This is a genomic window from Bacteroides faecichinchillae JCM 17102 (assembly GCF_000614145.1).
GTDB classification, from domain to species: domain Bacteria; phylum Bacteroidota; class Bacteroidia; order Bacteroidales; family Bacteroidaceae; genus Bacteroides; species Bacteroides faecichinchillae.
In genome coordinates this window covers 1-25,447 of record NZ_BAKK01000032.1, presented here as the reverse complement: position 1 = coordinate 25,447, position 25,447 = coordinate 1, and the positions used below count along the sequence as shown (strand labels likewise).

Genomic DNA, 25,447 nt, shown 5'->3' with positions numbered 1-25,447 from the left:
TCATGACACAATCCTATATATCATTCACCACTTATCGTTTACTTTTCTTTGCTTTTTTCTTTTCCACAGGCTTTTTTGCTGAAGCTGGAGGAAATTTAGGGACAAGATTCATTAATCTAAGAATCTGTTTCTGTCGTTTTAATATATAAGGAGAAGGTTTGGCTGAGTTGAATCGTATGGGATTGGGTAATGTCGCAGCAATTAATGCACATTGAGCTTTGGTTAGTTTGGCGGCTGTAGTATTGAATTTATATTTGGCAGCAGCCTGCGCACCATAAATGCCATTTCCCATTTCAATAGAGTTAAGATATACTTCCATGATTCGTTCTTTCGACCAAAATAATTCGATGAGGAAAGTAAAATAAACTTCGAATCCTTTCCGTACCCATGAAGATTGCGGCCATAAGAATACATTTTTGGCTGTCTGCTGACTAATAGTACTTGCTCCCCGTTTCTTTTTCCGTTTTTCATTCTCTTTCATCGCTTTTTTTATTTCGATGAAGTCGAAACCATTATGTGTTGCGAAACGATTATCTTCGGAAGCAATGACTGCCATCGGCAGATTAGGAGATATTTTATCAAAAGAAACCCACGTGTGTTTCCACGTGGGTTTATCTCCTGATGTAATCTGTTGAACACTACGGATTACCATCAACGGTGTGATGTAGACCGGCATAAAACGATAAACAAGGACCGCTAGAATAGTAGATGCAAAGAAAAAAATCAGCAGATTACGAGTATAACGAAGTATTTTTTAATTAGCTGCTTGTGCATCTTTAATCATTTGCTCGCTGGCGTACATATATACTTCTACACGACGGTTCTGTTCACGACCTGCAGCAGTGTCATTGCTGGCAACAGGATCACTTTCTCCCATTCCGTCTACACTCTTGATCTGGCTAGCCGCAACACCACAACTCAAAAGATAACTTGATACACTCTGAGCACGTTCTTGTGACAAGTTTATATTCTTCTGGCGACTTTGTTCTGCAGTACTGTTTTTCCAACCTTGATTATCTGTATAACCATAGATAGCTACATCCATGTCTCGGTTTTGGTTCAACACATTGTTGGCAAACTTGCTCAAAGCAGCTTTTGCAGCAGCACTCAGGCTAGCATTACCTGTATTGAAAAGAATACCGGAGTCAAATGTTACTTTTACAGCCTGCAATCCGTTGTTATCAGTTATTTGTTCAACTTGAGCACCTTCAATTTGTTTTGCTTGAGCTGCTGCTTTATCCATCTTCTTGCCAATAAGTGCACCTGTACCAGCACCTACTGCTGTACCGATAGCGGCACCAATAGCAGCACCTTTGCCTTTACCGATAACACCACCCAGGATAGCACCTAGCGCAGCACCCGAACCACCGCCGATAGCAGCACCTTTACCTGTATTGCTCATACTAGCACAGCCACTGAATATCATAGTGATACTCATGAAAAGAACCATAAATTTCATCTTATTCATAATCCAATGTTTTTTAATTAGGTTTATATTCTATAATGTTTCAATAAATAACAATGCAAAGATAAATATTATTTGTCTTCGACGTACTTTTTAAGTTAAAATAATAATCTCTATCCTTTAGATTTGTTAGGTTTTGGAAGACGATACCTGATTTTGCATTACAGAAGGTAAGTTCAAACACTTCTGTTTAATAATTATGAACCATCCCAAAAGAATCAATCCTTTGATAACCGTAGTAGCACTGACAGCCCACCAAATTCCTTCTACTCCCATACCCATACGTACAAATAAGATAGCGAGTGGTATACGCATATAATTACATACGATACTGATTATTGCAGGAGGTACAGTACGTCCGATACCATAGAAGACTCCTTGCATGGTGATCTCAAGCATCATGAAGAGTTGTGAGTATCCATCAATACGTAAGAAAATACCTCCAGCTTCGTAAGCAGCTCGTTCGGGAACAAAAATAGAAAATACTTCATTCCCACAGAAGATAAACAGCAGTGTGCAGAACGTTCCAAAGATGCCTGTCATCCAAAGGGTTGTATACCAGGCTTTGATGACTCGTTCAATACGTCCTGCTGCATAATTTTGGGCAATGAAGGCACTAAGTGCGGTAGAGAATCCTTGTGATGTATTCCATGTGATAGCTTCAATTTGCCCTCCGGTGGTAAAGGTCATTAGCCCGAGGTGCCCTCCTTGTTCGGAAGCTGTCCGACAAAGGAACATATTAACGAAGGCAAACAATGTATTTAGAGTGGCTACAGGTAATCCAAGTTTCAAAATACGCCCAGTATATTTCTTTTTTAATTGGGTGAAGAAAGGGAAACCTCCGAGCAATGCATCATGGTAACGTAATTGATAGATAAAAATAAGGAAAACGGTTGCTTCTGATATCCAGGTTGCATAGGCAGCACCATTTGTTCCTAGTCCGAAACCGAAAATAAACAGAGGATCGAGTATTATGTTAAGGATTAATCCCGTGCCACTGATATAAAATGGAATTTTGCTTCGTCCGGCAGCATTGTAAATTCCGGTGAAAGCTGCGGAAAGGAAAATGAAGGGTAATCCAGTAGAAATAATTCTCAGGTATTTGATTGCGTTGATTGTGATGTGTTCATCCAGTTCGTAGATGCGTATTATAGGATCTGCAAATATGAAAAGCAATCCGCCCCAACAAATGGAGATAATAAGTGCAATCGTTATGTTGTGTGAGGCGAAATGGCGGGCATCTTCCTGATTTTGTGCTCCGATGGATTGTCCGACGCTGACTTCGGAACCTACCTTATTTAATAAGGATATGGAACCAGACATCCACGTTAAGATTCCTACAGAACCAATAGCAGCAACTGCCTCACTTCCCAATCGTCCCACCCAAGCCATATCTGTTAGACTATAGGCCATTTGGATAAATGAGGTTGCCATAATGGGCATTGCCAAGTTGAATAATTGGCGATTAATGGAACCTTGTGTAAGGCTTTTTATTCCTTGCATATAAATATTATCTGTTTAAAAGGATGTGCAAAGATACATAAAATGCTTATCTTTGCACATCTAATTATTCATTAATCAAAGTATAAAGATACTATGAAACAGAAATTTTCTACTCTTTTTTTGCTATTAATCATATTGATAGCAGGTTCGCGGGTAGCTGCTCAAAATGCTCCCAAATCTTTTGATATTGAACAACCATCACTACGAGTTTTCCTTCCGGCTCCGGAATTGGCAACAGGTCGTGCCGTAGTTGCTTTTCCTGGTGGGGGATATGTGAATCTAGCTGTAGGCCATGAAGGATACGATTGGGCGCCTTACTTTAATAAACAAGGTATTGCTTTGATTGTTGTGAAATATCGTATGCCTAACGGAGATCATTCAATTCCTATTTCTGATGCGGAAGCAGCTATGAAAATGGCAAGGGACAGTGCTGATGTATGGAATCTGAATCCGAATGATATTGGTGTCATGGGTTCTTCTGCAGGAGGACATCTTGCATCGACTATTGCTACACATACCAAACCAGAACTTCGTCCTAATTTCCAGATTTTATTCTATCCAGTGATCACAATGGATAAATCATATACTCATATAGGTTCTCATGATTTTCTTTTGGGTAAGGATGCTTCTGCTGAGCTTGAAAACGAATATTCTAATGAAAAGCAGGTGACGAAAGAGACTCCTCGTGCTTTTATTGTTTATAGTGATGATGATAAGGCGGTTCCTCCTGCCAATGGAGTTAATTATTATTTGGCTTTAAATAAAAAGGGGGTTCCTGCCGTTCTTCATATTTATCCAAGCGGTGGTCATGGTTGGGGGATTCGTGAGGATTTTGCCTATAAAAATGAAATGCTTGATGAGCTGACTTCTTGGTTACGTAGTTTTAAAGCCATTCGTAAAGATGCTGTACGCGTGGCATGCATTGGTAACAGTATTACGTATGGAGTAGGAACAAGAAATCCGAAGTATGATAGTTATCCTTCTGTATTAAGCCGTCTGTTAGGGGATAACTATTGGGTGAAAAACTTCGGAGTCAGTGCACGTACTTTATTAAATAAAGGTGATCATCCTTATATGAAAGAACAAGCATATAAAAATGCATTAGCCTTTGCGCCTAATATAGTCGTTATCAAGTTAGGGACTAATGACAGTAAATCATTTAATTGGAAGTACAAGGCAGATTACATGAAGGATCTACAGACTATGATTGATTCATTTAAAGCATTACCTGTTCAGCCGAAAATTTATCTTTGTTTTCCTTCTAAAGCTTATCAGGTTGGAGAACATATAAACGATGATATTATTGTCAAGGAAATTATTCCAATGATCAAGAAAGTTGCCAAGAAGAATGATTTACCTATTATAGACCTTCATACAGCAATGGATGGAATGTCTCAATTATTCCCGGACCGTATTCATCCTAACGAAGAGGGCGCAAAGGTAATGGCGAAAACTGTGTATCAGTCTTTAATGAAATAGATTAATTATTTTTATAGCTCCTGACGTGTTATGGTATGTAAAATGTCAGGAGTCTGTGGAAGGTTTTTTAGTGAAAATACTGTTATGTACTCAGTTTATGTAAACGGTTTGGTAATAGGTTATGTGGGAAGTTAGTGCTTCAATCTAGTATTTTTATATTTATAATAACTCTTTATCTCGTGATTTAGAAAAGTGTTGTACAAATATGACCTTAATCGTATAATCAGTTCTACAGGATTATTATTCTCATCTTGTTGGTTTGAGTATCGAGAAACTATGATTAACTTTATAGGTGTTTTTTAATAGTAATAAAGATATAATATTATCACTTGTTTGGATGTAAGGATGATGGTGGCTCAGGGATTGATTTGTTCAATGAAAACTCTTTGTTTCAGTTATTAGAATAATAGGGGAGTGGATAGATACTGTATTCAAAGTAGTTTTTGAGTCTATAAATTGGTATTGGAAGAAGAAGTTTATACGTAATGTTTTGTTTCTCCATTTTGTATGTTAAGTAAATTATACTTTGATATAGAAAGTTTTATGAAGCTCGGTGTAAGAGGCATATGATTATTGGAAACGCAATGAGTTCATATTAAAAGATCAATGCCTGATTTAAAATTATTGCAATAAATTTAGATTCAACGAAGGTAGTTTAATTGAAAACCTATTTAAATTGTTTGCAAAATAATAATGATCAATTTTAATAACGACAAATATTTTAATGCCAACGAACGCTATTGTAAAAGGATCAGTGATGTGGAATTTATGGCATGGTTGCCATAAGTTAAGCCCAGGTTGCAAACACTGTTACGTTTATCGTGGAGATGCCAAGCGTGGTGTGGATAGTTCAGTAGTGGCACAAACGAAAAACTTTGATTTGCCACTACGAAGGAAACGTAATGGGGATTACAAAGTTCCTTCAGGAACAATGGTATATACTTGTTTTACATCCGATTTCTTCATTGAGGATGCTGATCTTTGGCGCATGGAGGCGTGGGCGATGATGCGTGAGCGTAGTGATCTTAATTTTATGATGATTACCAAACGTATTGATCGTTTTGCTCAGAATTTACCTGAAGATGGGGATGGGTATGAGAATGTAACTATCTGTTGTACGGTTGAGAATCAGATGTGTGCCGACTACCGTTTGCCTATATACAAAGCTGCACCTATCAAACATAAAATCATAATTTGTGAACCTCTTTTAGAAAGGATAGACCTGAGTGCTTTCGATATTGGTATGTGGATCGAACAGGTAGTTGTGGGAGGAGAATCGGGATATGAGGCTCGTTCATGCGATTTTGATTGGGTGATGGAACTGCGTAATGTATGTGTAGAGAATGACATTGCATTCTGGTTCAAGCAAACTGGAGCAAAATTTATCAAAGATAAAAAATTATATTCTATCAAACGTCAATTCCAACATTTACAAGCACGAAAAGCTGGAATAAATTTCAAATAAATGGTTTGACTGTTAGGTTATCATTATCCCTAATTTCTTGTTTTGTGTTACTTTGAATTTATAGAGTATGCTAAAATTTGAAAGGGATTTGGAGTACAAATGTGATTTATCTAACAGAACATATTGCTTTTCTGTTAACAATTGCTTTTGTTTCTATGTGACTAATTTGATTAAGATATAAGTCTATATATTACGATTCTAATTTGTATAAATCAAATTCGTATTGTTTCAGATATATACACTTCCCGTCGCATATCTTTTTTTGTTTTTCTTCCGGAAGTCTGGGACACATACAACGATTCCCTATTAAATTATGACAACGCAATCTATAGGCTTCGATAGCTAGAGTCTTTTCCTTTTCGCATCCTTCGGAATAAGCGTTTAGACATATTTGAAGTATTTCCTCATAATTAGCTTTGCTTGATTGCGAGAACTTCTCTTTAAGGATATTTTTCCATTCCATAATTATATCTATTTTATTTATAGAACTATTAGAGTGCTGGAAATACTGAACCGATTGACTAATGACTATCCATAGAATATTCTTCCCATAATGAGTGAGAGTAATCAAACTGTGGATTTTTGATAATCCAGTAAAGTAGTCACCTAATGTAAATCCATGATTATAAATGTTTAGGTTAATTCGAAAAAGGAACAAACTATAATTTTAAAAAGATCACTATTTAATTGTAAATTGAAACTTTTTAGTGGTTTAAAGTGATAATTTTCTAATATTGAAATTATTGTTAATTGTATTTTTGTATATCGAACTATATATTGAAACTTCTGTTTTCTGAAAAAGACTGAAAAGACAGAAGTTTTTTATTGATTATAAATCCTAAATTTAAAAGTGTATGTATTTTATTTGGTACATTATTATTGGAATTATTGCTGGATTTGTTGCTGGCAAAATTATGAGAGGAGGCGGTTTCGGATTACTCATCAACTTATTGGTAGGTATCGTAGGCGGTCTTCTGGGTGGCTGGGTTTTTGGTTTGTTAGGAATCGCCACTGCTGGAATTCTTGGTAACCTTATAACATCTGTTGTAGGTGCTATTCTGCTGTTATGGATTGTTTCTTTATTCAGAAAACCACGTATTTCTTGAATTGTGTTTATTAACTTTTTAAACTGAATTTTAATTATGGAAAGTAAATGTTCAAATTTCTGGATGGGGCTTGGATTAGGTTCCATTCTCGGAGCAATTGTTTATCGCTGTTGTCAATCTTCAAAAGCAAAGCAAGTAAAGGATAAAATATCTCATGCTCTTCATGTAGCTACTGATCAGACAGAAGATTTTGTTGGTTCTGCTAAAGATAAAGTCATAGATGCTGGGGCAAAAGTAGCTGATAAGGTAGCCGACACGACTTTTAATGTTGCAGAGAAAGCTGATGAAGTGAAGAACAAAGTCCACAATTTTGCAGACAATGCAAAAAAATAAGTGGATGTTGATTTTTACAGAGGGAGGATTATGAAAGAATATTTCGCATTGCTCTCTCTGTATTTTTTAAGCGTGTTATAAATCTAAAAAAGAAATCATGAAGAAATTATTATTATTTATTATGATTATTATGGCTACCGCTGGAGTAAATGCTCAGACATTGAAAGGTGAAGGCTCTATCTTGGGGAATTTAGGTTACCAGACAAATTATGAAAGATTTGGGCTGGAAGTACAGGGGCGCTATGTTATAGCAAACAATCTTCGTCTAGCTCCGGATGTTACACTATTCTTTCCTAAAGATAAAATTACAGGACTGGATGTTAACCTCAACTTTCACTATGTATTTAATTTTAGTAAAGATAAACAGGGATTCTCTGTTTACCCGCTTGCCGGAATTGGTCTGCAGAATAATTTTTACGGAAAACGTACAATTATGGTAAACGGTGAAAACATTGAGCAAAAGAGCGATAACACATCAAAGTTTGCATTCAATTTAGGTGGTGGCATTTCTCTCCCTTTATCCTCTCATAGCTTTTTAAATGCGGAAGCCAAATTTATGTTTGCACATGAAGATAATGTAGTCATAATGTTAGGATATGGCTATAAGTTTTAATAATGTTTCATTTGGAACTAAGATCATTAATAGAGCCCATTCCTGAATAGTTATCACTCAGGAACGGATTACTCTGACCATAAATAATATATAAAACAACCATGGGGAACGAGGTATTGACTATTACAGATAGATAAGGGATGGTATTGGAGAATGGTTTATGTTCCGAAAACGATTGGACTTTTGGAGGTAAGCTTAAAAAGAAAAGTTGTTATGCTTATGGAATTTCTACTTTGATAAAAAATGACAAACTTTACAAAAGCAGGATTTCATGAATTTATCTGTGGAAGAATTGTTGATACAAAAAAAAATGTGTTGCCAATTGACACAATGTGATTTAGCGGAGAGAGAATTGCAAAAGAATTACAATTGGGGTAATATTAATGTGGGAAGAGTAAAATGGTAGAAGAATGTAGATAAGAGTATGATTTTTAAAATGAATAATTAAAAATATTGAGAATATGTTGGAACAGGAAATTTGGGGAAATACCGTTGAGAACTGGGTTATTTCCATATTTATTATAGTAGGAGCGTTCATATTGGTAAAACTTTTATCATTGTTGGGGAAGAAGGTTATTAAGCCATTTACCAACAGCACCACTAACAGTAGATGATATTATTTATTATTCTTTGGAATCACCTATAAAGTTTGCTGTAATATTACTTGGTATCTGGATAGCCATTCATAGGTTGGTTTATCCGGACAGTTTTGTCAAGGTTGTTGACAATGCTTACCGGATTCTGATTATTCTTGATATCACTTGGATCTTTGCTCGTCTGTTCAGTGGCTTACTCCAGATTTATTGGGGGTATAAGTCTGACGGAAAGACTAATACAATGATGCCGGTTATTAAAAGAACAATTTTGGTTGTTGTATGGATTATCGGACTTGTAATGGCATTAAGTAACGTCGGGGTTAATATCAGTGCATTGTTAGGAACTCTGGGTATTGGTGGTATTGCTTTCGCTTTAGCTGCACAGGATACGGTGAAGAATATTTTCGGTGCTTTTACCATCTTTACGGACAAGCCTTTCAGCATTGGCGATACAATAAATGTAAATGGTTCTGAGGGAACAGTAGTAGATGTTGGTGTGCGGAGTACAAAAATATTAGGTTATGATAAACGTATTACCACTCTCCCGAATTATAAGATTACGGATACATCAATCGTCAATATCTCTTCCGAACCGATGCGCCGGGTAACTGTAAAGCTTGGATTGACGTATGATACAACACCCGAAAAGATGAAAGAGGCTCTGGATATATTGAGGAATATTCCCCAAAGGATGGAAAATGTATCTGATAATCCTTCGGATATCACTGCAGTTTTTACGGATTATACTGACTCGGCACTGATTATTACATATTACTACTATATCAAGAAACAAGGTGATATATTAAAAGTTACTTCGGATATGAACTTGGAGATACTTACTTCTTTTAATAAAGCAGGACTCGATTTTGCATTCCCTACTCAAACTCTTTATATAAATAAGAACGAACCTGTTAATTCGGACACATATACCGTATCTTGAAAGTCTATGAAGTAGATATAAATAAATTATGAAGATGCAATTTTACAATGTAAAGGGCATCTTCATAATTTATTGAATTTATTAATACTCAATCTTTTCTTATCCAAACGGCTATATTACGAGGCTCAACAGAAAATTCTCCGTTACCTTCTTCATCCAAAGTAACTTCTTTCTGAATACTTCCAGTTATTTCATGCCATACTTCGTTTTTATGTTTCTCTCCTAAACTCATTGTTTTACTGCCCGCCTCGTCATTAGACATTAAGAAAACCAAACCGGAACCGGGATGTTCTTCATCTCCAGTACGAATAAAGCCTATTGTTGAGGGATGATCAAAGTAATCTATCTGCTCGCCATAAGCATATTTTTTTCTTGTATTCAATAAAATGTCAATAATTTTAATATGAGGCGACTTTTCTCCTTTAATGCCGTAATAATCTCCATAGAACACGCAGGGATAACCATCTTTCATCAGCAAAATCAGTCCATAAGCCAATGGCTTAAACCAATCTTCGATTTGTGACTCAAGAGAGCTTCCTGATTGCGAATCATGATTATCAACAAAAGTAACGGCTAAGTCGCAATGATGTTCAGTTAGGGTATTTTTTAGGATATTTTGTAAATCATAATTTTTTCCCTCTTGTGATGCCTGAAACATATTATAATGTAACGGAACATCGAATAAATTGACTTTATGACCTACAGATTCCACGTAAGCATCAAGTGTTTCCAGATCACCGTTCCAGTATTCTCCTACCGCATAAAATTCATCACCTTTTTCGCTTCTTACCGCATCCAGAAATTGTGCGATGAATTTGTCTTTCATGTGCTTGATGGCATCTAAGCGCATCCCGTCAAGGTTCAGCTCATTAGAAACCCATTTTCCCCATTTGTTTAGTTCGGCAACGACCTCCGGATGATCCAAATCGATGTCATTACATAACAAGAAATCGTAGTTTCCGTTTTCATTATCTACACCTGTACTCCACGATTTTCCTTCTCCCTGTATCTGGAAGATGCCGCTTCGTTTTTGGGCATCATCAAAACCTGTTCCAGAGAAGTGGTAAAAATGCCATTTGAAATCCGAATATTTATCCTTACGTCCGTGAAAACTATATCCGGTCCAGCCCTGTATTTCATATGGTTCTCCTAATGTTTTTTCTCTATCATTCGGGTCTACTTCCATAACCATAAACTTTTCGGTGAAATCGCCTCCCGCTTTATGGTTCAATACTACATCTAGATAGACTGAAATATGATTTTTATGTAATTCATCAATCATTTCTTTCAGTTCATCTTTCGTTCCATACTTGGTTCTTATGGTTCCTTTCTGCTCAAATTCGCCCAAGTCATACAAATCATAGGTTGCATAACCTTCATCCTGTTGTTCATCGGCTTTGTAAGCGGGGGGAATCCAGACAGCAGTTACACCGATATCATGCAAATGCGATGCGTCCTCTTTTAATTGTTTCCATAATTTTCCATCATTTGGCAGATTCCATTCAAAATACTGCATCATTACACCATTTTCCATAATTCTAAAATTTTTAAGAACTAAGACATAACAAAAATGTCATAGTAAAGTTCTTGTATTTACATGTTTGTTTTATTTTTTTTAATATGCCAGACTTGCCTTTTTAATTAGAATTTATCTTAATTATTCTTTTTATATTTATATTTATTTGATTTGGCAACGATTATTTTGATTTTTACGTTGTTATAATAGAAAACAAAATTTCCAAAGCTGTTTGTTTTGAAAAGTGAAAAAATATTTATGAGATCAAAATAATTTAATATATGGAAAAGATAAAGAATCATCCGTCTGCAAAGCAATTGGATTCGTTTGACAGTTATCCATGTTATTATGGAAGTGATTTGGAGTTGGTGTATACATCTGAAAAATCAATTTTTACTTTGTGGGCACCTTCTGCAAGCAAAGTTCGACTGAATTTGTATTCGTCAGGTGAAGTAGGAGAAGCAGAGGAGCAATTGGAAATGGATATGGCCGATGATGGCACATGGCGTATTGAGTTAAATCGTGATCTGAAAGGTTCTTTCTATACATTCCAGATAGAAAAAGATGGAAATTGGCTGGATGAAACACCAGGTATTTGGGCAAAAGCAGTCGGTGTTAATGGCTATCGCGCTGCCGTAATCGACTGGAATGAAACGAATCCAGAAGGCTGGGAATCGGATAGGGCACCCGAACTGAAAATGTATTCCGACATCATTCTGTATGAACTGCATCACCGAGATTTTAGTATTGATCCTGATTCAGGTATTGAAAATAAAGGAAAGTTTCTGGCTTTGACCGAAACTGGAACTAAAACTACCGAAGGTGAAGCTACTGGTTTGGATCATTTAAAAGAGCTTGGCGTGACGCATATCCATATCCTGCCTTCTTTCGATTTTGCAACGGTAGATGAAACAAAATTGGAGGAAAACAATTACAATTGGGGCTATGACCCGAAAAACTATAATGTACCTGATGGGAGTTATTCTAGCAATCCGTCTGATCCTGTTATCCGCATTCGTGAATTCAAAAAAATGGTTCAAAGTCTTCATCAAAACGGTTTCCGTATCGTTCTCGATGTGGTATACAACCATACTGCTTCTACTAAACATTCGAACTTTAATCTGACGGTTCCGGATTATTTTTATAGGCAGAACCCGGACGGATCATATTCGGATGCTTCCGGTTGTGGAAATGAAACTGCTTCAGAACGGGAGATGGTGCGACACTATATCATTGAATCTGTTAAGTTCTGGGCTAATGAATATCATATTGACGGATTTCGTTTCGACCTTATGGGGATACATGATATTGAGACAATGAATTGCTTGAGAGAAGAGTTACTGAAGATTGATCCTACTATTTTTATATATGGAGAAGGATGGCTTGCAGCAGATTCTCCTCTACCACCAGAGAAACGGGCGGTAAAGGAAAATGTCGGTCAGATGGAGGGTATTGCCGTTTTTAATGATGAATTTCGTGATGGTTTGAAAGGAAGTACTTTTGATGAACAAGAGCCCGGATATGCCTCTGGAAATATAAATGGACATTTTGAGCCGGTGAAATACGGGATTGTCGGCGGTACACAGCATCCGCAAGTAGTTTATGATGGATTACTCTATTGCGATGCCCCATATGCCGGTGCTCCTTCACAAATGATTAATTTTGTATCCTGTCATGACGGATATACCTTAGTAGATAAACTGAAACTATCAGTTCATGGTGAGCAGGCAGCCGATGAGTTGGTTCCTATTGTTAAGTTGGTGCATACTGTACTATTAACATCCCAGGGAATTCCGTTCATTCGCGGAGGTGATGAAATCATGCAGGACAAACAGGGGGAGCCGAATAGTTTTAAATCACCGGATGCTGTCAACCAGATTGATTGGGCATTTAAAGCTAAGAACCGTGATGTATTTGATTATATAAGAGGGTTGATTATGCTCCGTAAAGCGCATCCCGCTTTTCGTATTCCAACAGTAGAGGGGGTGCAACAGTATCTTCATTTTATGGATACGGGCGATTCCGGTGTAATAGCTTATACGTTAGGTGAATATGCGAACGGAGATGAGTGGAAAGAAATTCTGGTGGCTTATAATGGAAATCGGCATCAGACAGAATTTAATATTCCAAAACAGGATTGGATTGTAGTTTGCCGTGATGGGCGAATTGACTTAGACGGTCAAGAGCGTATGCGTGGAGGAAATATCCAGATAATGCCTTCTTCGGCTCTTATACTATATCGAGAATAATCTTAGTTAATTGGAACACACAATTATTCTGTATCATTTTCTTTCTTTATGGGTAGATTACAGTGTCAGTATCCTTGTCGTAAGTGAAATGCAGATGGTTTAAATATCTTTTTCGGTCACTCGTTTTCCTGCAATGGTACCACGACTATTTTCTGCTATCTAAGAAAATCAAGAAAATGAGGTTGTGTTAGCGCTTTGACACAACCTCAATTAGTTAGATAGTCTGTTCCTGCTCACGTAAAAAGTTCAATGTTTCGTCTGTCTGCTTGATTCTGAACATTATTTTTCCTTTGAAGCAAGGAAGAATCGTACTGATAGATTCGGGATATTCTCTGAACAGCGGGACATATTGAGTAGTCTTTCCAACTTTAATCATTGCTTTCTGTATTTCAAGGTGGAAGTCTATATTTTCGTTCAAAGTGTCCGTTTCAGTTGGTATTTATCTCTTTGCTTCTCTTGTATTTTTCTTCAACGGATAAGTTTCTTTCCGCATATCTGTTGGCGAATATGGTAGGTGCGGAAGATTCTATGGGTATCATTCCCGTATCTGTTTTCGCATGATCGGACAGGAAGTGATCGGCTGCTTCCCACACATATTCTAAGAGTGGTTAGTTTATACATTTGTAGCTTTCATGCCAAGCCACTTTTAAATCGGACAGTTCCTCTATTTGGTGCAGTTTTACTTTTGACATAGTACATTATGCTATTAGTTATACTGCAAAATAAAAGTCTGCAATCTTTTTCAGACTACAGACTTCTTTTTGTTATAGCAGGTTCTTCATTGCATTGTTTATCTGTTCGTTATCAAACTGTCTAAGTAAACTTGTGTTATCTTTTCAGAACTATGACTTAAAGATTCGTTGATAATGGCTGTTGAAACTCCTGCACGTTTAAGGACTGTCACATAAGAGTGTCGAACAATGTATGTAGTCAAAGGGTTTCACATTCTTGTACTTTGCAATTATTTCTATTGCTTTCGCTTACAATGATATGATTATCAGTTTCTTAGTCTTTTCTCTGTTTTGGTTGAGGTGGTTCTCTATTATGTTGGAGTATTTTAGCTTGGCTATATCTATGAAGTTTATACCTGCATTCAAATACGAGAATATAAATATGTCAATAGCAAAGTATTCCATAGGAAAAGTGCCTTTATATTGTATAATTTTCAGTATATCCTGCTTGTTCAAAGCTCTTTTTTCGGTCTGCTTATTCAACTTGGAAATTTTATAGGAGTGGAACGGATAACAGTCGCTTTTAATTGGATGTTTCGTTATCGCAAGATTAGAGACGGCTTGCAGGTGTCTGATTCGTGTGCTTATGGTACTTACTGAAAGATTCAGCTCTTTCATTCATTTCTCATACCGTTTTAGTCAAGCAACATCTTTATTAGAAAATGGTATGTCAAGATGCTTGTTGAACTTTATAAAAGACGAATAAGACACCTCGCACATTCCTGCATATCTGATTCTGCTCTCTTTCTGTAAGTTTTGAATATAAGTTAGATAGTATTTGCCTACCGTTTTATTGGTAGTGTTGTTTGTTGTGGATTCAATAAGAGTTGTAGCTATAAAGTCCTTGCCTGGTATTCTCATATTCACAGCGGTATTCTGTATCTCATTGATTTTTTCACTTATGAGAACGGTTTATTCTTTCACGATTCGGACATTTTGTTTTTGGGTTGGTTTGTCTTGAAGTCTCATAATTCTGTTTTTATGGATATGCCAGTACTTCGAAACTTTCTTTTACGGTCTTTATAGACACATAACATCAGAGGATGTTCACCATTACTAAAAGTCCTTGATTTGTAACACAGCACTTTAATTGTTTCGCTCATTCGGTTTCCGGTTTACACACTGGTTTACACAAACGTAGCAAAATATAGTGTATATAAAGAAAAAAACGATTATCTGATTTAAATAACCGCTTTATTTTCAGTGCTTTAAAAGTGATCCGCCTGGGTTATGAACCAAACGTTATTTCTTCCTCAATATCAGCACTTTCAGAAATTTTGGCTTTGCATCCGTCACGCTTTAGTCCTTAAAAACTGTCTGCTGTTGTCCGGTGTCTGTCTGCCAACATCTTGGGTTCAAATGTACGCATTATTTTTGAATTATGCAAGTGGTTGATTATGAATATATATAGTTCAAGTGCAAGGTGCAAGCGTATATATATACGCACTTGCACCTTGCACTGAAAAAAATATGATGAAATTTGCTATCTCGAATATTGTTCGTATATTTGCGAACGATATTCGAGATATGGAAAAAAAGAAAGATTATACTGTTACGCAGGAACAGTTGGCAAGATTTGCCAAAGCATTGGGACATCCTGCCCGAATTGCTATTATGCACTTTTTGGCAAAGCAGAAAACGTGTTATTTTGGGGATATTCACGAAGAACTTCCCATTGCCAAAGCAACCGTATCACAGCACTTGAAAGAGTTGAAAGATGCAGGACTTATACAAGGAGAGGTTGAAACGCCTAAAGTGAAATACTGTATCAACCGAGAGAATTGGCAATTGGCTCGTGAACTCTTTAAGGAGTTTTTCGGGCAATGTATCTGTAAATCGGGGGAGTGTTGCTGATAATCCCCTTTTTTTAATATTAATGTTCGTTGTTTTGCGAATTACGTTTAATATAATAAATTTATAAATTATGGAAATTAAAGTATTAGGAACAGGCTGTGCAGGTTGCAAGGCTCTGTATGCAACAGTTGAACAAGTAGTGAAAGAATTGGCTTTGGAAGCGGTAGTAACCAAAGAAGAAGATTTGATGAAGATTATGGAATACAATGTAATGACGCTTCCTGCTCTCGTTGTTGACGGTAAGGTTGTGGCAAAGGGCAAACTTTCTGCCAAAGAAGTAAAAGATGTATTAACCAAGTAAATCAGATTATGATGAAACGCTTTTTATTCCTTACCATTGCTTGTTTGTTTTCTATTTGGGGAATGGCTCAGATTGCCGCAGATACCTATGTGGAAGTTCTTTATTTTCATGGGAAACAACGTTGTGTAACTTGCAAAGCCATTGAGAAATATACGAAAGAAGTGGTCAATGCAGATTTGGCAGAGTTAGTTAAAAATGGCAAACTACGTTTCAAAGAAGTAGATATTTCAACTCCCGAAGGCGAGAAGCTGGCAGAGAAATATCGTGTAAATTGGTCTTCTCTTTATGTTAATAAATGGAAGAACGGTAAAGAAGAATGTAACGACATGACACGCTTTGGCTTTCAGAATGCCCGAAACAATACATCGGCTTTCAAGAAAGAATTAAAACAGAAAATCAATCAGTTGCTAAAATAAATACAGTTTTATGGAATACTTGCAAACATGGTTGGATAATAGTGAGATACCTATTATTACCGCTTTTCTGCTCGGTCTGTTGACTGCTGTAAGTCCTTGCCCATTGGCTACCAACATTACCGCTATTGGATTTATCAGTAAGGATATAAATAACCGTAACCGGATATTTACAAATGGTGTTTTATATACTTTAGGGCGTGTATTGGCTTATTCTGCATTAGGCGCAATACTTATCGCAATACTCCGAAAGGGTGCAGATATGTTTGCCATACAAAAAGGTATCAGCGAATGGGGGGAACTGCTGCTTGCTCCTGCTTTGATGTTGATAGGGCTGTTTATGCTATTCGGAGATAAATTGCAATTACCTAAGTTCGGATTTTCCGCTACTGAAAAGACAGAAAAACTAAAAGGCTCATGGGGTAGTTTGTTGTTGGGGATATTGTTTGCCATGGCGTTTTGTCCGACCAGTGGTCTATTTTATTTTGGCATGCTTATTCCCATGTCAGCTATGGAAAGTGAGGGGTATTTGCTACCTGTCATTTTTGCATTGGCAACAGGCTCCCAGTTATGCTTGTCGCTTGGATTTTGGCATACAGTGTAGCAGGGATAGGAAAGTTTTATAACCGTGTGCAGACTTTTCAGAAGTGGTTTAATAATATGGTAGCTATACTGTTTATTTTGGTTGGCATTTATTATGGATTGATAAATTTGGGTATAATATGAAAATTTTAATTTTATGTACAGGAAATAGCTGTCGCAGCCAAATGGCGCATGGTTTCCTGCAATCGTTTGATAAGAATATACAAGTGTATTCCGCTGGTACGTATCCGGCTGAGAAAGTTAATCCTTTGGCTGTTAAGGCAATGGCAGAAGTTGGCATTGATATAAGTAAGCATATTCCTACCAATGTAACTGCTTATTTAAGTGATACATGGGATTATGTGATAACAGTATGCGGTAGTGCTAACGAAACGTGTCCGGCTTTTGAGGGCAATGTAGGGAAACGGTTGCATATTGGTTTTGATGACCCCTCGGAAGTAATAGGGACAACGGACTTCATCAGAAGCGAATTTGAAAGAGTGCGTAATGAAATCAAGAATGAATTTGCCAAGTTCTACATTACAGAGATAAAAAAACAAGAACTGCCTAAATGTGCTTGTAACCGCTAATTTTTTAGGTAATATGTTCGTATTATTACAAACAATAATAGGATTATGATACAAAGGTTTGCAGATTGGCTGGTGTATGACATCTTCGGTTTGGATGCTTCAACAGCTTTAGGAGAAGCTATAAACTTCTTCTTTTACGATACGATAAAGATTTTGATATTATTATTTTTTATCAGCGTGATAATGGGAATTATAAATGCTTATTTCCCGATAGAACGTTTGCGCAATTATTTGACCTCTCGTAAACTATATGGATTGCAATATTTCTTTGCAGCCTTATTTGGTGCTATTACCCCGTTCTGTTCCTGTTCTTCCATACCGCTGTTTATTGGGTTTGTGAAAGGGGGGATTCCTTTAGGGGTAACATTCTCCTATTTGATAACCTCGCCTTTGGTGAATGAGGTTGCTGTTGCCATGTTTATCGGCACTTTTGGGTTGCGTATTACTTCTATTTATGTGATTAGCGGTATTCTGTTAGGTATGGTAGGTGGATTTATTTTGGGCAAGATGAAATTGGAGCCTTATTTGAGTGATTGGGTAAAACAAATTCAGCAAAACTCAACTTCCGACTCCGGAACATGGGAAAAAGAGCATACTCCGTTCTTTAGACGATTGCCGATTATCATGCAAGAAGCATGGGGCATTGTCAAAGGTGTACTTCTGTATATCCTTATCGGAATCGGTATCGGTGCATTTATGCACGGCTATGTGCCGGAAGGATTTTTTGAGCAGTATATGTCTAAGGATAATTGGTTTGCAGTTCCTTTATCAGTAGTGTTGGCTGTTCCAATGTATGCCAATGCTGCCGGAATAGTACCGGTAATTGAAGTTTTTGTAGCTAAGGGTATCCCCATAGGGACTGCGCTTGCTTTTATGATGGCAGTTGTTGGGCTGTCATTGCCCGAGCTACGCTGTTGAAAAAAGTAATGACTTGGCGGCTGATAGGGATATTTTTTGGATTGATAACCTTATTTATTATTATGTTAGGTTATCTTTATAACATTGTGTTATAGCCGCAATATGTTGTGAGTATGGAATATGCAGCAATTAAAAGCTACGTTAGTAAATTACTCTTTCAGATACAGACCGAAATAAATATTTCTAATTCTGACGAATGTATAGGGATTGATAGGGCGTTACACATGATGCGTTTTATTAGACCTTTGTGTGATGAACTTAGGAAGTATACAGTAAATTATCAGTTTAGGGACGAGGCGGAAGAAATCTATTTCTTTAAAGAACTAAAGCCGGAAGTATTAAGTAAATATATGTACTACAACAAAATTTATGTTATAGAAAGCAAATTCCCAACAGGTAGTGATGTTGCGCAAAAAGAATATCTGTACAATGAACTAAATAGTTTAACATTCTATTTCAGTAGGAATTTGGACTTTTACCAGTATTACCGTTCTAAATCTACTTATTTGGATAGATACTATTTTACCCGAAACCAAAACGATTTACGAATATGTACAGACAGTTCCCATATTGATAAAGACCCTCTATATTCAACCGGATATGATTTTAAAGTGGCTAAAATTATTACTAACGAACTGTTGAAAATCTATTTGACTAACAGATTGCAAGAATTGGAGCGTATTGTACAGCGCAAAGCGGATAACGGACAGGTTGTAGAAACTATTTTGCGTTGGACTGGCTCTAAAAGGGCGTTGGTAGAACTGATTTATGCTTTAGAAGCGAATGGGGATTTTAATAAAGGAACGGCTACTTTAAAAGAGATTGCAGGATATTTTGAAAATGTGTTCAGTATAGATATTGGTGATTTATATCATTCTTATTTGGAAATGCGAAGCCGTAAGATAAATAGAACTCGGTATTTGGAAACATTGCAAAAAAGTCTGCTCCGAAGAATGGATGAAAACGATACATGATGCGAGTTTTATTTTATTTTCTTTTCGCAAGTAATTATATTCTTGGCAATAAATAAACCATTCAGTATTTCAATCAATATTGAATGGTTTATTGTTTTCATTCAATCCTGCCATATTGAAATCTTGCTTTCAATCAATCAAGCTATCAATATTTCAATAAAACAAGATTGTAGAATTACAGAAATAAACTCATCGGTCGGGGAACGCCCAGCGGCAAGGGGCGGGACCACCCGTCCCGACGAGCGAAAAAATTTTTAGTTAGGGAATGTCTTTCTTTCATTGGCAACACGACTTCGGAGTGAATTTGCCCAAGGTGTTTTGCGGCACGGAAAACAGATTTGTGTGCCACAAATCACACCTTGCTGTTATCTGACGATAACACGATTTTAACGGCTGGCAGTACGATTTGGAACGTCCAGTTTTTGAGCCAACATTTCCATGTCGCCACTTACTTTCAAATCGGTAATCCTCGCATAAATTTGAGTAGTCCGGATATTAGTATGACCTAAAATTTTAGATACTGTCTCAATAGGTACACCATTGGCGAGCAGCACCGAAGTGGCGCACGAATGGCGCGCTACATGATAGGTCAAGGTCTTTTCAATCCCGCAAATGGCTGCGATTTCTTTTAAGTAATCATTCATTTTCTGATTGCTGATAACTGGTAAAATCTTACCGTTTGGCAATTTGTCTTTGTACTTTTCCAATATGGCTTTTGGTATATCCAGCAATCGGACGGTAGATGTAACATTTGTTTTATGTCTTTTCCGTATAATCCACAAATTACCGTCAAATCCGGTGCGAATGTCCTCCTGCCTTAACTCGCATACATCAATGTAGGAAAGTGCCGTGTAACAACTGAAAATGAACAAATCACGTACCTGCTCCAACCGTTTAGAGCTAAACTCGTGGTTGTAAATGGTGGTAATTTCTTCCATAGTCAGATAATCCCTATCGGTACGTTCAAACCTTACCCGATAACTCCCGAAAGGGTCGGCAGTCACTAAACCCGTATTCTTGGCAAAGTTTACTACCGTGCGAAAACGTTGTACGAACTTCATAGCCGTATTATGCTGCACCCATAGTTATTCTTGATATACAACAGGAAATCTTCAATGAATACCACATTTATATCTTTAATGAGCATATCGGAAACGGAGTATTTAAACTTCATAAACTCCATAAGTCGTTTCTTTGTCAGTTCATAACGTGAGTAGGTTTTGTCTGCGGTATTCATTTTAACCTTTTGCAAATACTGTTCGTTGTGCTGTTTGAAGAACTCTATCAAAGTCCGTTCCCTTGCTATCTTGCCTAAAAAAGCGTTCTTTACCAGTTCTGCGGTTACATATCCGTCTTGCGCCATTAACGCATGGTAATGTTGATGAACTGTGCTACGAATACTTTCCAGCATGGAATTGATGTGTACGGCTTCTGCGGTTCTGCCGGAAGCCTTGCCTAATTCCACGCTCCAGTGAGCCGGATTTATTTCCAACTTGGTGTTAAACTGGGCTACAACTTGGTCGATAGTGATACGTGCGATAATCGGTGCGTTACCATTTTTCTTTACTGCATTTCGTTTGACGAAATAGAGTAGCTTAAAAGTACTTCTCATAATCTCTTTTTTTTAGTTACAAACTTAAATTGATAAACTGAAAATGAGATATTTGCAGTACGGACAAATCAAGACAACAAACCGCCAATTTTGGACATTCCGTGACCTAAAATCTTAGAGGGTGGACAGGTCACGAATTGGTCACGAAAGTGTGTCTTTTAGTGACCTTTTCGTGTCTTCGGTCACGGACAGTATACAAAGAAAAAACTCCTACAATACCTTGATATTGTAGGAGTTGTCTTTTCTTTGTCTGGTTTTGTCCAGCTTCTTGGTGATCCGCCTGGGGCTCGAACCCAGGACCCCAACATTAAAAGTGTTGTCTCTCAAGACCTTTAAAAGCCTCGCCTACGGCTCGACTTTCAAAGGCAACCTGCTGAGCTAGCGAATCTTACAGCTATCTATAACCTTTTTGTTTCTTTTTTCGATTTACCTTGTGGTTTACACTACGGTTTACACATTTGCGAATACCAATATAGATTCAACAATAAATTAATAATCTCTTTGCAGCATTGAACTGCATCACAAAGTTAGTCAATATTGCGCTGTTATGCAATGAATCTTTCTTATAGTTTTGCTTTTGACCATCAGTTTTTTATATATCTAATGATATGGTATATAATAGTATAGTGTAGCTTTCTCTTTACTTAAAAAGTATTCATATACTGTATTTCCATTATATAATATAGTAGCGGTATAGAAATCAGTAGTGGGTATATAAAGCTATATCTTCTTAAAAATCTACCTGCTGAAAATCTGTTCCTATTACTTGGTATTCTCTGTAATCATGAATACAGTTGTATATGTGAAACTTAAAATTTTGTAGCTATGAAAGATTCAATGAAAAAAGATGCAAGGGTATGCCTTATACCTGATTATATGGAAACGCACACTATTATCACTTATAGATTAGCAAGTGATAAATTTCTCCGCACATATTTTCCTGAAAGTGCGTATGGACTTACCCCATCCATAAAGTTCAAAAGGAGAAAAAGTTAATAATATGTTATTTGTTCAGAACTGAAAAAGCCAACTTATCCGTAATTGGGCAGGTTGGCTTTTTGCTTATTAATAAATGATGTTTATACTTCTATTCGTTTTTGACTAAACACAAATTGTGAACTTTTTCACCTTTGAGGTATGGAATCTTTTTCTCTATAATTGTTTCCACAATAACCGTTGCATCAAGCTGATTTAAATTTGAATCAAAATCTTGTGGATTCTGTAATGCAAAAGAATAATCTTTCCCGTTATAGGTAAATTGTAATGTGTATTTGTTCATAGCAGGAATGTATTAGCGTTTGTTATAAATAAAAATAGTTATCTTAGCACCTTTTCTAATGCTGTCCCCTCCAATATATGCAATGTATTCATAATCATTCAATAAACGCCATGCAGTTTTGCATGTTTCTGGAACTTTATTATTGAATAATACTTCTTTATTGAAATTTTCATTTGTGATTGTTTTTCCTAAATGTTCACTTACTAAATAGAAGTATATTTCTTCTGTAAAAGGAAGAAAATTGAACGTACCTCCATATTGCCCACCATCATTAACTCGTATTATTCCTTCTGTTTCATTAATCCAGAAATCAGAATATTCTATAGGGGTATTTCCACCTAATACAAGTATAGCTCCCTTTGCATTGGGCAAATCTTCATCACTACTGCAAGAAGCAAAATTCACACACATTACTACGGCTAGTAAAGCCATTCCAATTAATCTAAATGTTTTCATTTTTAATCTAAGTTTATTTGTGCCTCTATGTTCCCAATAGATAGCATTAATAAATAAGTTCAGAATAAGCATGAGGAACACAACAAGAAGCTGCATACTTATTAATTGATAGATAGACTGTCTGTTTTTACCATAGTATTATAGCCAATGTTCCCTATTGGCTGTTACAAAATAAAAGAAGCGTGGGAACTATTGAATATTACTAAGTTGAGGCTCTGGACTGCCCAAGAATGAGTAATAAACAATAGCCCACGCCAAACGATATATAGGCTATCATTGTAAGATAGGTATATAACATTGACGTGAGCGTCCTTGCTTATTATCCTCATTCTTTGAAATTGTCCAGATTTCAACTTAGGATAATATGTAAAACGCTCTTCGTAAACTAAATATGTCCTTCCAGTCCCTAACTCATTAGGTGTCTAGAATTGGCACAAAGTTACTAAATTACGTTTGATTAGCAAGAACTATTGTTTATTAAATCACCTGGTAAGCTGTTCTTCCTTATAACTTCAAGTAGGTAGAAAATTCAGAAGTCGGCATATAAAAGCAAATTTCTGAATAATTCTACCTAGCTAAAGATTAGAAACTCAAACAGTCATAAGTTTGTAGAATTTCTTCCTGCCTTAAACCTAAGTATCTTTTAGTTATGGTTACGCTGGAATGATTAAACAGTTCCATAAGTTTAACTAAGGCTAGTTCTGAATTGTCACTATTCATGTTATAAACTTGTCTGCCAAAAGTTTTTCTAAGTGAATGACAACTAAAGTTTTTCACTTTTAAGTGGTATTTCTTCTTTATCTCTTTTAGTATCACATTGATTCTTTGGATAGTGAAAACAGTTCCTTTTTGGCTCACTAAAATAGGTGCGTTAATTCCTATAGGCTTTATCTGTTCATAGCATTCTTTAATGTGCTGCCCAAGTTGGGCATTTATCCTAATAGTTCTCACCTTATTTGTCTTTTTCTCTATTACTGTAAATTCACTGGTATATAGTATCTGTTTCCATCTCAAAGCTAGAATGTCAGATATTCTTAGACCAGTGAAACAGCCTAGAGAAATAAGAAGTGAAATTTTGTAATTTCCATCTTTAGCCAATTTCCTTATTAAATTCATTGCATCAGACCAAACCAGATAATCTGCTGTAGTGCTTGAATATTTTAAACTCATAATGTTCTGTTTTATATGTAAATAAATAAAAGTGAATATTTTACCATTACCAACATACTAGCCAATTAGTTAATGTGTTGATTTCTAGCAAAACATTCACTTTGCATATTAGTGAATATTCTATGATTGTATGTAGATAAAAATAGATATAATCAGTATCAATAAAAAAGGATTGATAACACCAATTATTATTAGTAGCAATACTACTAGTATGCTCCATAGTACTAGTTTTTCATTATCATTCATTCTGTAGTATTTTTAAGTTATTAAAAAAGAAAGGACACCTAAATAAATAGATGTCCTCTCATTGATTAGTCAATAAACCATTTGTAATGCTCATCCCCATGCAAGGCTGCATTAATTCCAACTGCCATTTCAGTAGCGTTTAAAGAGCGGTCTAAGAATGAATCAATATATGAACTCTTATTTGCTCCAGTGAGCAAATTGTAGAACTTCCACATATTCAAGTCATTTCCAAAGCTGCCAAAGTTCTCATCATTAATGTAGGCTTTTGCAACACTGTTTATTTGTGTGTCAGTTAATAACATTCTTGGCAGTCTCTTTTGGTAGCTTTGTGGCAGACATTGGTAAAGTCTTGCCTTGCCCAATATTTGTGCAAATTGGTGTTCACTCATTGAAGTATTGCCTAACTGTTGCATCAAATGCAGATGTTTGGCAGGATTGTAGTTGTTGAACAGTTCCAAGGCAGAACGGTAAAGTTCACTTGTATTGCTCACTCTTAAATCATCCTTGTAACCATTGGTAAAGATGCACATGTTGCAACATACTTGGTTCTTAAAGCCAATAGCCAACCTAAACAACTCTGGAACTTTCTTTGAATACAGATTCATTTGGTTATAGGCTCTAACCCCCACTATTGAAAGGTTCAACTTGTTACCCTCAACCGTTTCATAGATTGTAGGAATGTCAATGCTGAAAGCTGCCCTTTCATAGTAGATTGTTTTGTCAGATTCCAACAACTGATTGGCAGGTTTGTGGATAGCTTCGGGAATACGACCCTTAATAACGTGAGAGACACGAATATCGGGTGTTCCAATAGTCTCACCATTGTAGTAGGAATTTGCAGCTTCCCAAACAGTTTCAATAAATGCAGCATGGTTTACTGTAAGCTCATTGTCTTTGGCAAAAACGGGAGTAATGCAGTCATTTTTCAAATGACTTAAAGAAACTTCTTGGGTGTTTGCCTCAATGAAATGATTTACCCTTTTAGGCGTTGCAGTTTCTTCAATAATGGTTGCTTCTTCTGCAAACTCACCTAAATTCATTCTCTCTCTGTTCTCT

The 25,447-nt window shown here is 36.4% G+C and carries 23 protein-coding genes and 5 pseudogenes; 14 read left to right on the top strand and 14 right to left on the bottom strand.

The genetic code is table 11. The features are described 5' to 3' along the window. Positions 1-31 precede the first annotated feature (31 nt). The 3 genes from mtgA to JCM17102_RS14970 all read right to left on the bottom strand — a co-directional run bounded on the left by mtgA (position 32) and on the right by JCM17102_RS14970 (position 2,968). On the bottom strand, positions 32-676 hold the full coding sequence (mtgA, locus tag JCM17102_RS14980) for a monofunctional biosynthetic peptidoglycan transglycosylase (protein WP_025075747.1): 645 nt from the start codon (positions 674-676) through the stop codon (positions 32-34). 78 nt (positions 677-754) lie between these two features. Next, positions 755-1,468, bottom strand: a complete 714-nt coding sequence (locus tag JCM17102_RS14975; RefSeq protein WP_025075746.1) for a YiaD family glycine zipper/OmpA-like lipoprotein — start codon at positions 1,466-1,468, stop codon at positions 755-757. Positions 1,469-1,594: 126 nt separating this feature from the next. Next, positions 1,595-2,968: an MATE family efflux transporter gene (locus JCM17102_RS14970; protein WP_025075745.1), complete on the bottom strand. Its 1,374-nt coding sequence runs from the start codon at positions 2,966-2,968 to the stop codon at positions 1,595-1,597. A gap of 93 nt (positions 2,969-3,061) precedes the next feature. Here JCM17102_RS14970 and JCM17102_RS14965 point away from each other — a divergent pair, with 93 nt between their 5' ends. Both JCM17102_RS14965 and JCM17102_RS14960 read left to right on the top strand, forming a co-directional pair. Then, entirely contained in the window at positions 3,062-4,447 is a 1,386-nt protein-coding gene (locus JCM17102_RS14965; protein ID WP_025075744.1) for a GDSL-type esterase/lipase family protein, read from the top strand. A gap of 724 nt (positions 4,448-5,171) precedes the next feature. Then, complete coding sequence (locus tag JCM17102_RS14960) at positions 5,172-5,912, top strand: DUF5131 family protein (RefSeq protein ID WP_033886932.1); 741 nt, start codon at positions 5,172-5,174, stop codon at positions 5,910-5,912. A 190-nt stretch (positions 5,913-6,102) separates the two neighbouring features. On the opposite strand, the gene JCM17102_RS14955 is transcribed toward JCM17102_RS14960, so the two are convergent. Further along, on the bottom strand, positions 6,103-6,375 hold the full coding sequence (locus JCM17102_RS14955) for a hypothetical protein (RefSeq protein ID WP_025075742.1): 273 nt from the start codon (positions 6,373-6,375) through the stop codon (positions 6,103-6,105). Between the two features lie 391 nt (positions 6,376-6,766). Between JCM17102_RS14955 and JCM17102_RS14950 the strand changes: the two genes are divergently transcribed. From JCM17102_RS14950 to JCM17102_RS27855, 4 genes and pseudogenes are all read left to right on the top strand, one after another. Beyond that, positions 6,767-7,018: a GlsB/YeaQ/YmgE family stress response membrane protein gene (locus JCM17102_RS14950; protein ID WP_025075741.1), complete on the top strand. Its 252-nt coding sequence runs from the start codon at positions 6,767-6,769 to the stop codon at positions 7,016-7,018. 36 nt (positions 7,019-7,054) lie between these two features. Then, a complete protein-coding gene (locus tag JCM17102_RS14945) occupies positions 7,055-7,351 on the top strand; it encodes a YtxH domain-containing protein (protein ID WP_025075740.1) in 297 nt (98 codons plus the stop codon). A 97-nt stretch (positions 7,352-7,448) separates the two neighbouring features. Next, on the top strand, positions 7,449-7,964 hold the full coding sequence (locus JCM17102_RS14940) for an outer membrane beta-barrel protein (RefSeq protein WP_025075739.1): 516 nt from the start codon (positions 7,449-7,451) through the stop codon (positions 7,962-7,964). A gap of 461 nt (positions 7,965-8,425) precedes the next feature. Continuing rightward, positions 8,426-9,500: pseudogene (locus JCM17102_RS27855) on the top strand (mechanosensitive ion channel family protein). 88 nt (positions 9,501-9,588) lie between these two features. On the opposite strand, the gene JCM17102_RS14920 reads toward JCM17102_RS27855, so the two are convergent. Continuing rightward, a complete protein-coding gene (locus tag JCM17102_RS14920) occupies positions 9,589-11,034 on the bottom strand; it encodes an alpha-amylase (RefSeq protein WP_025075738.1) in 1,446 nt (481 codons plus the stop codon). Between the two features lie 263 nt (positions 11,035-11,297). Here JCM17102_RS14920 and pulA point away from each other — a divergent pair, with 263 nt between their 5' ends. After that, positions 11,298-13,265, top strand: coding sequence for a type I pullulanase (gene pulA / locus JCM17102_RS14915; RefSeq protein WP_025075737.1), 1,968 nt, complete (start codon positions 11,298-11,300; stop codon positions 13,263-13,265). A gap of 214 nt (positions 13,266-13,479) precedes the next feature. Here the strand turns inward: pulA and JCM17102_RS30405 are convergent, their stop codons facing one another. The 4 genes and pseudogenes from JCM17102_RS30405 to JCM17102_RS32635 form a co-directional block, all read right to left on the bottom strand. Then, entirely contained in the window at positions 13,480-13,683 is a 204-nt protein-coding gene (locus tag JCM17102_RS30405; protein ID WP_136498501.1) for a hypothetical protein, read from the bottom strand. Between the two features lie 16 nt (positions 13,684-13,699). After that, a pseudogene (locus tag JCM17102_RS31830) lies at positions 13,700-13,957 on the bottom strand (hypothetical protein); the annotation flags it as partial. A 288-nt stretch (positions 13,958-14,245) separates the two neighbouring features. Beyond that, positions 14,246-14,614 (bottom strand): site-specific integrase, encoded by a 369-nt coding sequence (locus JCM17102_RS31030; RefSeq protein WP_025075735.1) that lies wholly within the window; start codon positions 14,612-14,614, stop codon positions 14,246-14,248. A 347-nt stretch (positions 14,615-14,961) separates the two neighbouring features. Beyond that, entirely contained in the window at positions 14,962-15,099 is a 138-nt protein-coding gene (locus JCM17102_RS32635; protein WP_081800222.1) for an Arm DNA-binding domain-containing protein, read from the bottom strand. A gap of 370 nt (positions 15,100-15,469) precedes the next feature. On the opposite strand from JCM17102_RS32635, the gene JCM17102_RS14895 reads away from it, so the two are divergent. The 7 genes and pseudogenes from JCM17102_RS14895 (at position 15,470) to JCM17102_RS14865 (ending at position 19,628) form a co-directional block, all read left to right on the top strand. After that, a complete protein-coding gene (locus JCM17102_RS14895) occupies positions 15,470-15,850 on the top strand; it encodes an ArsR/SmtB family transcription factor (RefSeq protein ID WP_175551331.1) in 381 nt (126 codons plus the stop codon). A 70-nt stretch (positions 15,851-15,920) separates the two neighbouring features. Further along, positions 15,921-16,151: a thioredoxin family protein gene (locus JCM17102_RS14890; protein ID WP_025075733.1), complete on the top strand. Its 231-nt coding sequence runs from the start codon at positions 15,921-15,923 to the stop codon at positions 16,149-16,151. An 11-nt stretch (positions 16,152-16,162) separates the two neighbouring features. Beyond that, complete coding sequence (locus JCM17102_RS14885) at positions 16,163-16,567, top strand: nitrophenyl compound nitroreductase subunit ArsF family protein (protein WP_025075732.1); 405 nt, start codon at positions 16,163-16,165, stop codon at positions 16,565-16,567. A 10-nt stretch (positions 16,568-16,577) separates the two neighbouring features. Beyond that, positions 16,578-17,290 (top strand): annotated as a pseudogene (locus JCM17102_RS27845) (aromatic aminobenezylarsenical efflux permease ArsG family transporter). Continuing rightward, on the top strand, positions 17,287-17,736 hold the full coding sequence (locus JCM17102_RS14875; protein ID WP_025075731.1) for an arsenate reductase ArsC: 450 nt from the start codon (positions 17,287-17,289) through the stop codon (positions 17,734-17,736). Before JCM17102_RS27845 ends, JCM17102_RS14875 begins: the two are co-directional and overlap by 4 nt. Before the next feature lie 45 nt (positions 17,737-17,781). Beyond that, positions 17,782-18,749, top strand: a pseudogene (locus JCM17102_RS27840) (permease). Positions 18,750-18,767: 18 nt separating this feature from the next. Next, a complete protein-coding gene (locus JCM17102_RS14865) occupies positions 18,768-19,628 on the top strand; it encodes an RteC domain-containing protein (RefSeq protein WP_051572934.1) in 861 nt (286 codons plus the stop codon). Between the two features lie 386 nt (positions 19,629-20,014). Here JCM17102_RS14865 and JCM17102_RS27835 read toward each other — a convergent pair. The 5 genes and pseudogenes from JCM17102_RS27835 to JCM17102_RS14830 form a co-directional block, all read right to left on the bottom strand. Beyond that, a pseudogene (locus JCM17102_RS27835) lies at positions 20,015-21,240 on the bottom strand (site-specific integrase). Between the two features lie 1,087 nt (positions 21,241-22,327). Further along, the gene (locus JCM17102_RS14845) at positions 22,328-22,519 is read right to left on the bottom strand and encodes a hypothetical protein (protein ID WP_025075729.1); all 192 of its coding nucleotides are present in this window, start codon (positions 22,517-22,519) and stop codon (positions 22,328-22,330) included. 12 nt (positions 22,520-22,531) lie between these two features. Continuing rightward, positions 22,532-22,975, bottom strand: a complete 444-nt coding sequence (locus JCM17102_RS14840; RefSeq protein ID WP_136498499.1) for a hypothetical protein — start codon at positions 22,973-22,975, stop codon at positions 22,532-22,534. Between the two features lie 582 nt (positions 22,976-23,557). Beyond that, on the bottom strand, positions 23,558-24,145 hold the full coding sequence (locus JCM17102_RS14835; RefSeq protein ID WP_025075727.1) for a tyrosine-type recombinase/integrase: 588 nt from the start codon (positions 24,143-24,145) through the stop codon (positions 23,558-23,560). Positions 24,146-24,456: 311 nt separating this feature from the next. After that, the coding region (locus JCM17102_RS14830) for a DUF3871 family protein (RefSeq protein ID WP_025075726.1) at positions 24,457-25,447 on the bottom strand (991 nt) is incomplete at its 5' end.

Excerpts from the sequence above, each read along its gene's own strand:
- JCM17102_RS14960 (WP_033886932.1), top strand. The coding sequence starts at position 5,172 with ATGCCAACGAACGCTATTGTAAAAGGATCAGTGATGTGGAATTTATGG.
- JCM17102_RS14945 (WP_025075740.1), top strand. The coding sequence starts at position 7,055 with ATGGAAAGTAAATGTTCAAATTTCTGGATGGGGCTTGGATTAGGTTCC.
- mtgA (WP_025075747.1), bottom strand. The coding sequence starts at position 676 with ATGCCGGTCTACATCACACCGTTGATGGTAATCCGTAGTGTTCAACAG.
- JCM17102_RS14845 (WP_025075729.1), bottom strand. The coding sequence starts at position 22,519 with ATGAACAAATACACATTACAATTTACCTATAACGGGAAAGATTATTCT.
- JCM17102_RS14940 (WP_025075739.1), top strand. The coding sequence starts at position 7,449 with ATGAAGAAATTATTATTATTTATTATGATTATTATGGCTACCGCTGGA.
- JCM17102_RS14895 (WP_175551331.1), top strand. The coding sequence starts at position 15,470 with ATGAAATTTGCTATCTCGAATATTGTTCGTATATTTGCGAACGATATT.
- JCM17102_RS14840 (WP_136498499.1), bottom strand. The coding sequence starts at position 22,975 with ATGAAAACATTTAGATTAATTGGAATGGCTTTACTAGCCGTAGTAATG.
- JCM17102_RS14865 (WP_051572934.1), top strand. The coding sequence starts at position 18,768 with ATGGAATATGCAGCAATTAAAAGCTACGTTAGTAAATTACTCTTTCAG.
- JCM17102_RS14965 (WP_025075744.1), top strand. The coding sequence starts at position 3,062 with ATGAAACAGAAATTTTCTACTCTTTTTTTGCTATTAATCATATTGATA.
- JCM17102_RS14875 (WP_025075731.1), top strand. The coding sequence starts at position 17,287 with ATGAAAATTTTAATTTTATGTACAGGAAATAGCTGTCGCAGCCAAATG.
- JCM17102_RS14955 (WP_025075742.1), bottom strand. The coding sequence starts at position 6,375 with ATGGAATGGAAAAATATCCTTAAAGAGAAGTTCTCGCAATCAAGCAAA.
- JCM17102_RS14890 (WP_025075733.1), top strand. The coding sequence starts at position 15,921 with ATGGAAATTAAAGTATTAGGAACAGGCTGTGCAGGTTGCAAGGCTCTG.
- JCM17102_RS14885 (WP_025075732.1), top strand. The coding sequence starts at position 16,163 with ATGAAACGCTTTTTATTCCTTACCATTGCTTGTTTGTTTTCTATTTGG.
- JCM17102_RS14950 (WP_025075741.1), top strand. The coding sequence starts at position 6,767 with ATGTATTTTATTTGGTACATTATTATTGGAATTATTGCTGGATTTGTT.
- JCM17102_RS14970 (WP_025075745.1), bottom strand. The coding sequence starts at position 2,968 with ATGCAAGGAATAAAAAGCCTTACACAAGGTTCCATTAATCGCCAATTA.
- JCM17102_RS14835 (WP_025075727.1), bottom strand. The coding sequence starts at position 24,145 with ATGAGTTTAAAATATTCAAGCACTACAGCAGATTATCTGGTTTGGTCT.
- JCM17102_RS14920 (WP_025075738.1), bottom strand. The coding sequence starts at position 11,034 with ATGGAAAATGGTGTAATGATGCAGTATTTTGAATGGAATCTGCCAAAT.
- JCM17102_RS14975 (WP_025075746.1), bottom strand. The coding sequence starts at position 1,468 with ATGAATAAGATGAAATTTATGGTTCTTTTCATGAGTATCACTATGATA.
- JCM17102_RS31030 (WP_025075735.1), bottom strand. The coding sequence starts at position 14,614 with ATGAAAGAGCTGAATCTTTCAGTAAGTACCATAAGCACACGAATCAGA.
- JCM17102_RS32635 (WP_081800222.1), bottom strand. The coding sequence starts at position 15,099 with ATGAGCGAAACAATTAAAGTGCTGTGTTACAAATCAAGGACTTTTAGT.
- pulA (WP_025075737.1), top strand. The coding sequence starts at position 11,298 with ATGGAAAAGATAAAGAATCATCCGTCTGCAAAGCAATTGGATTCGTTT.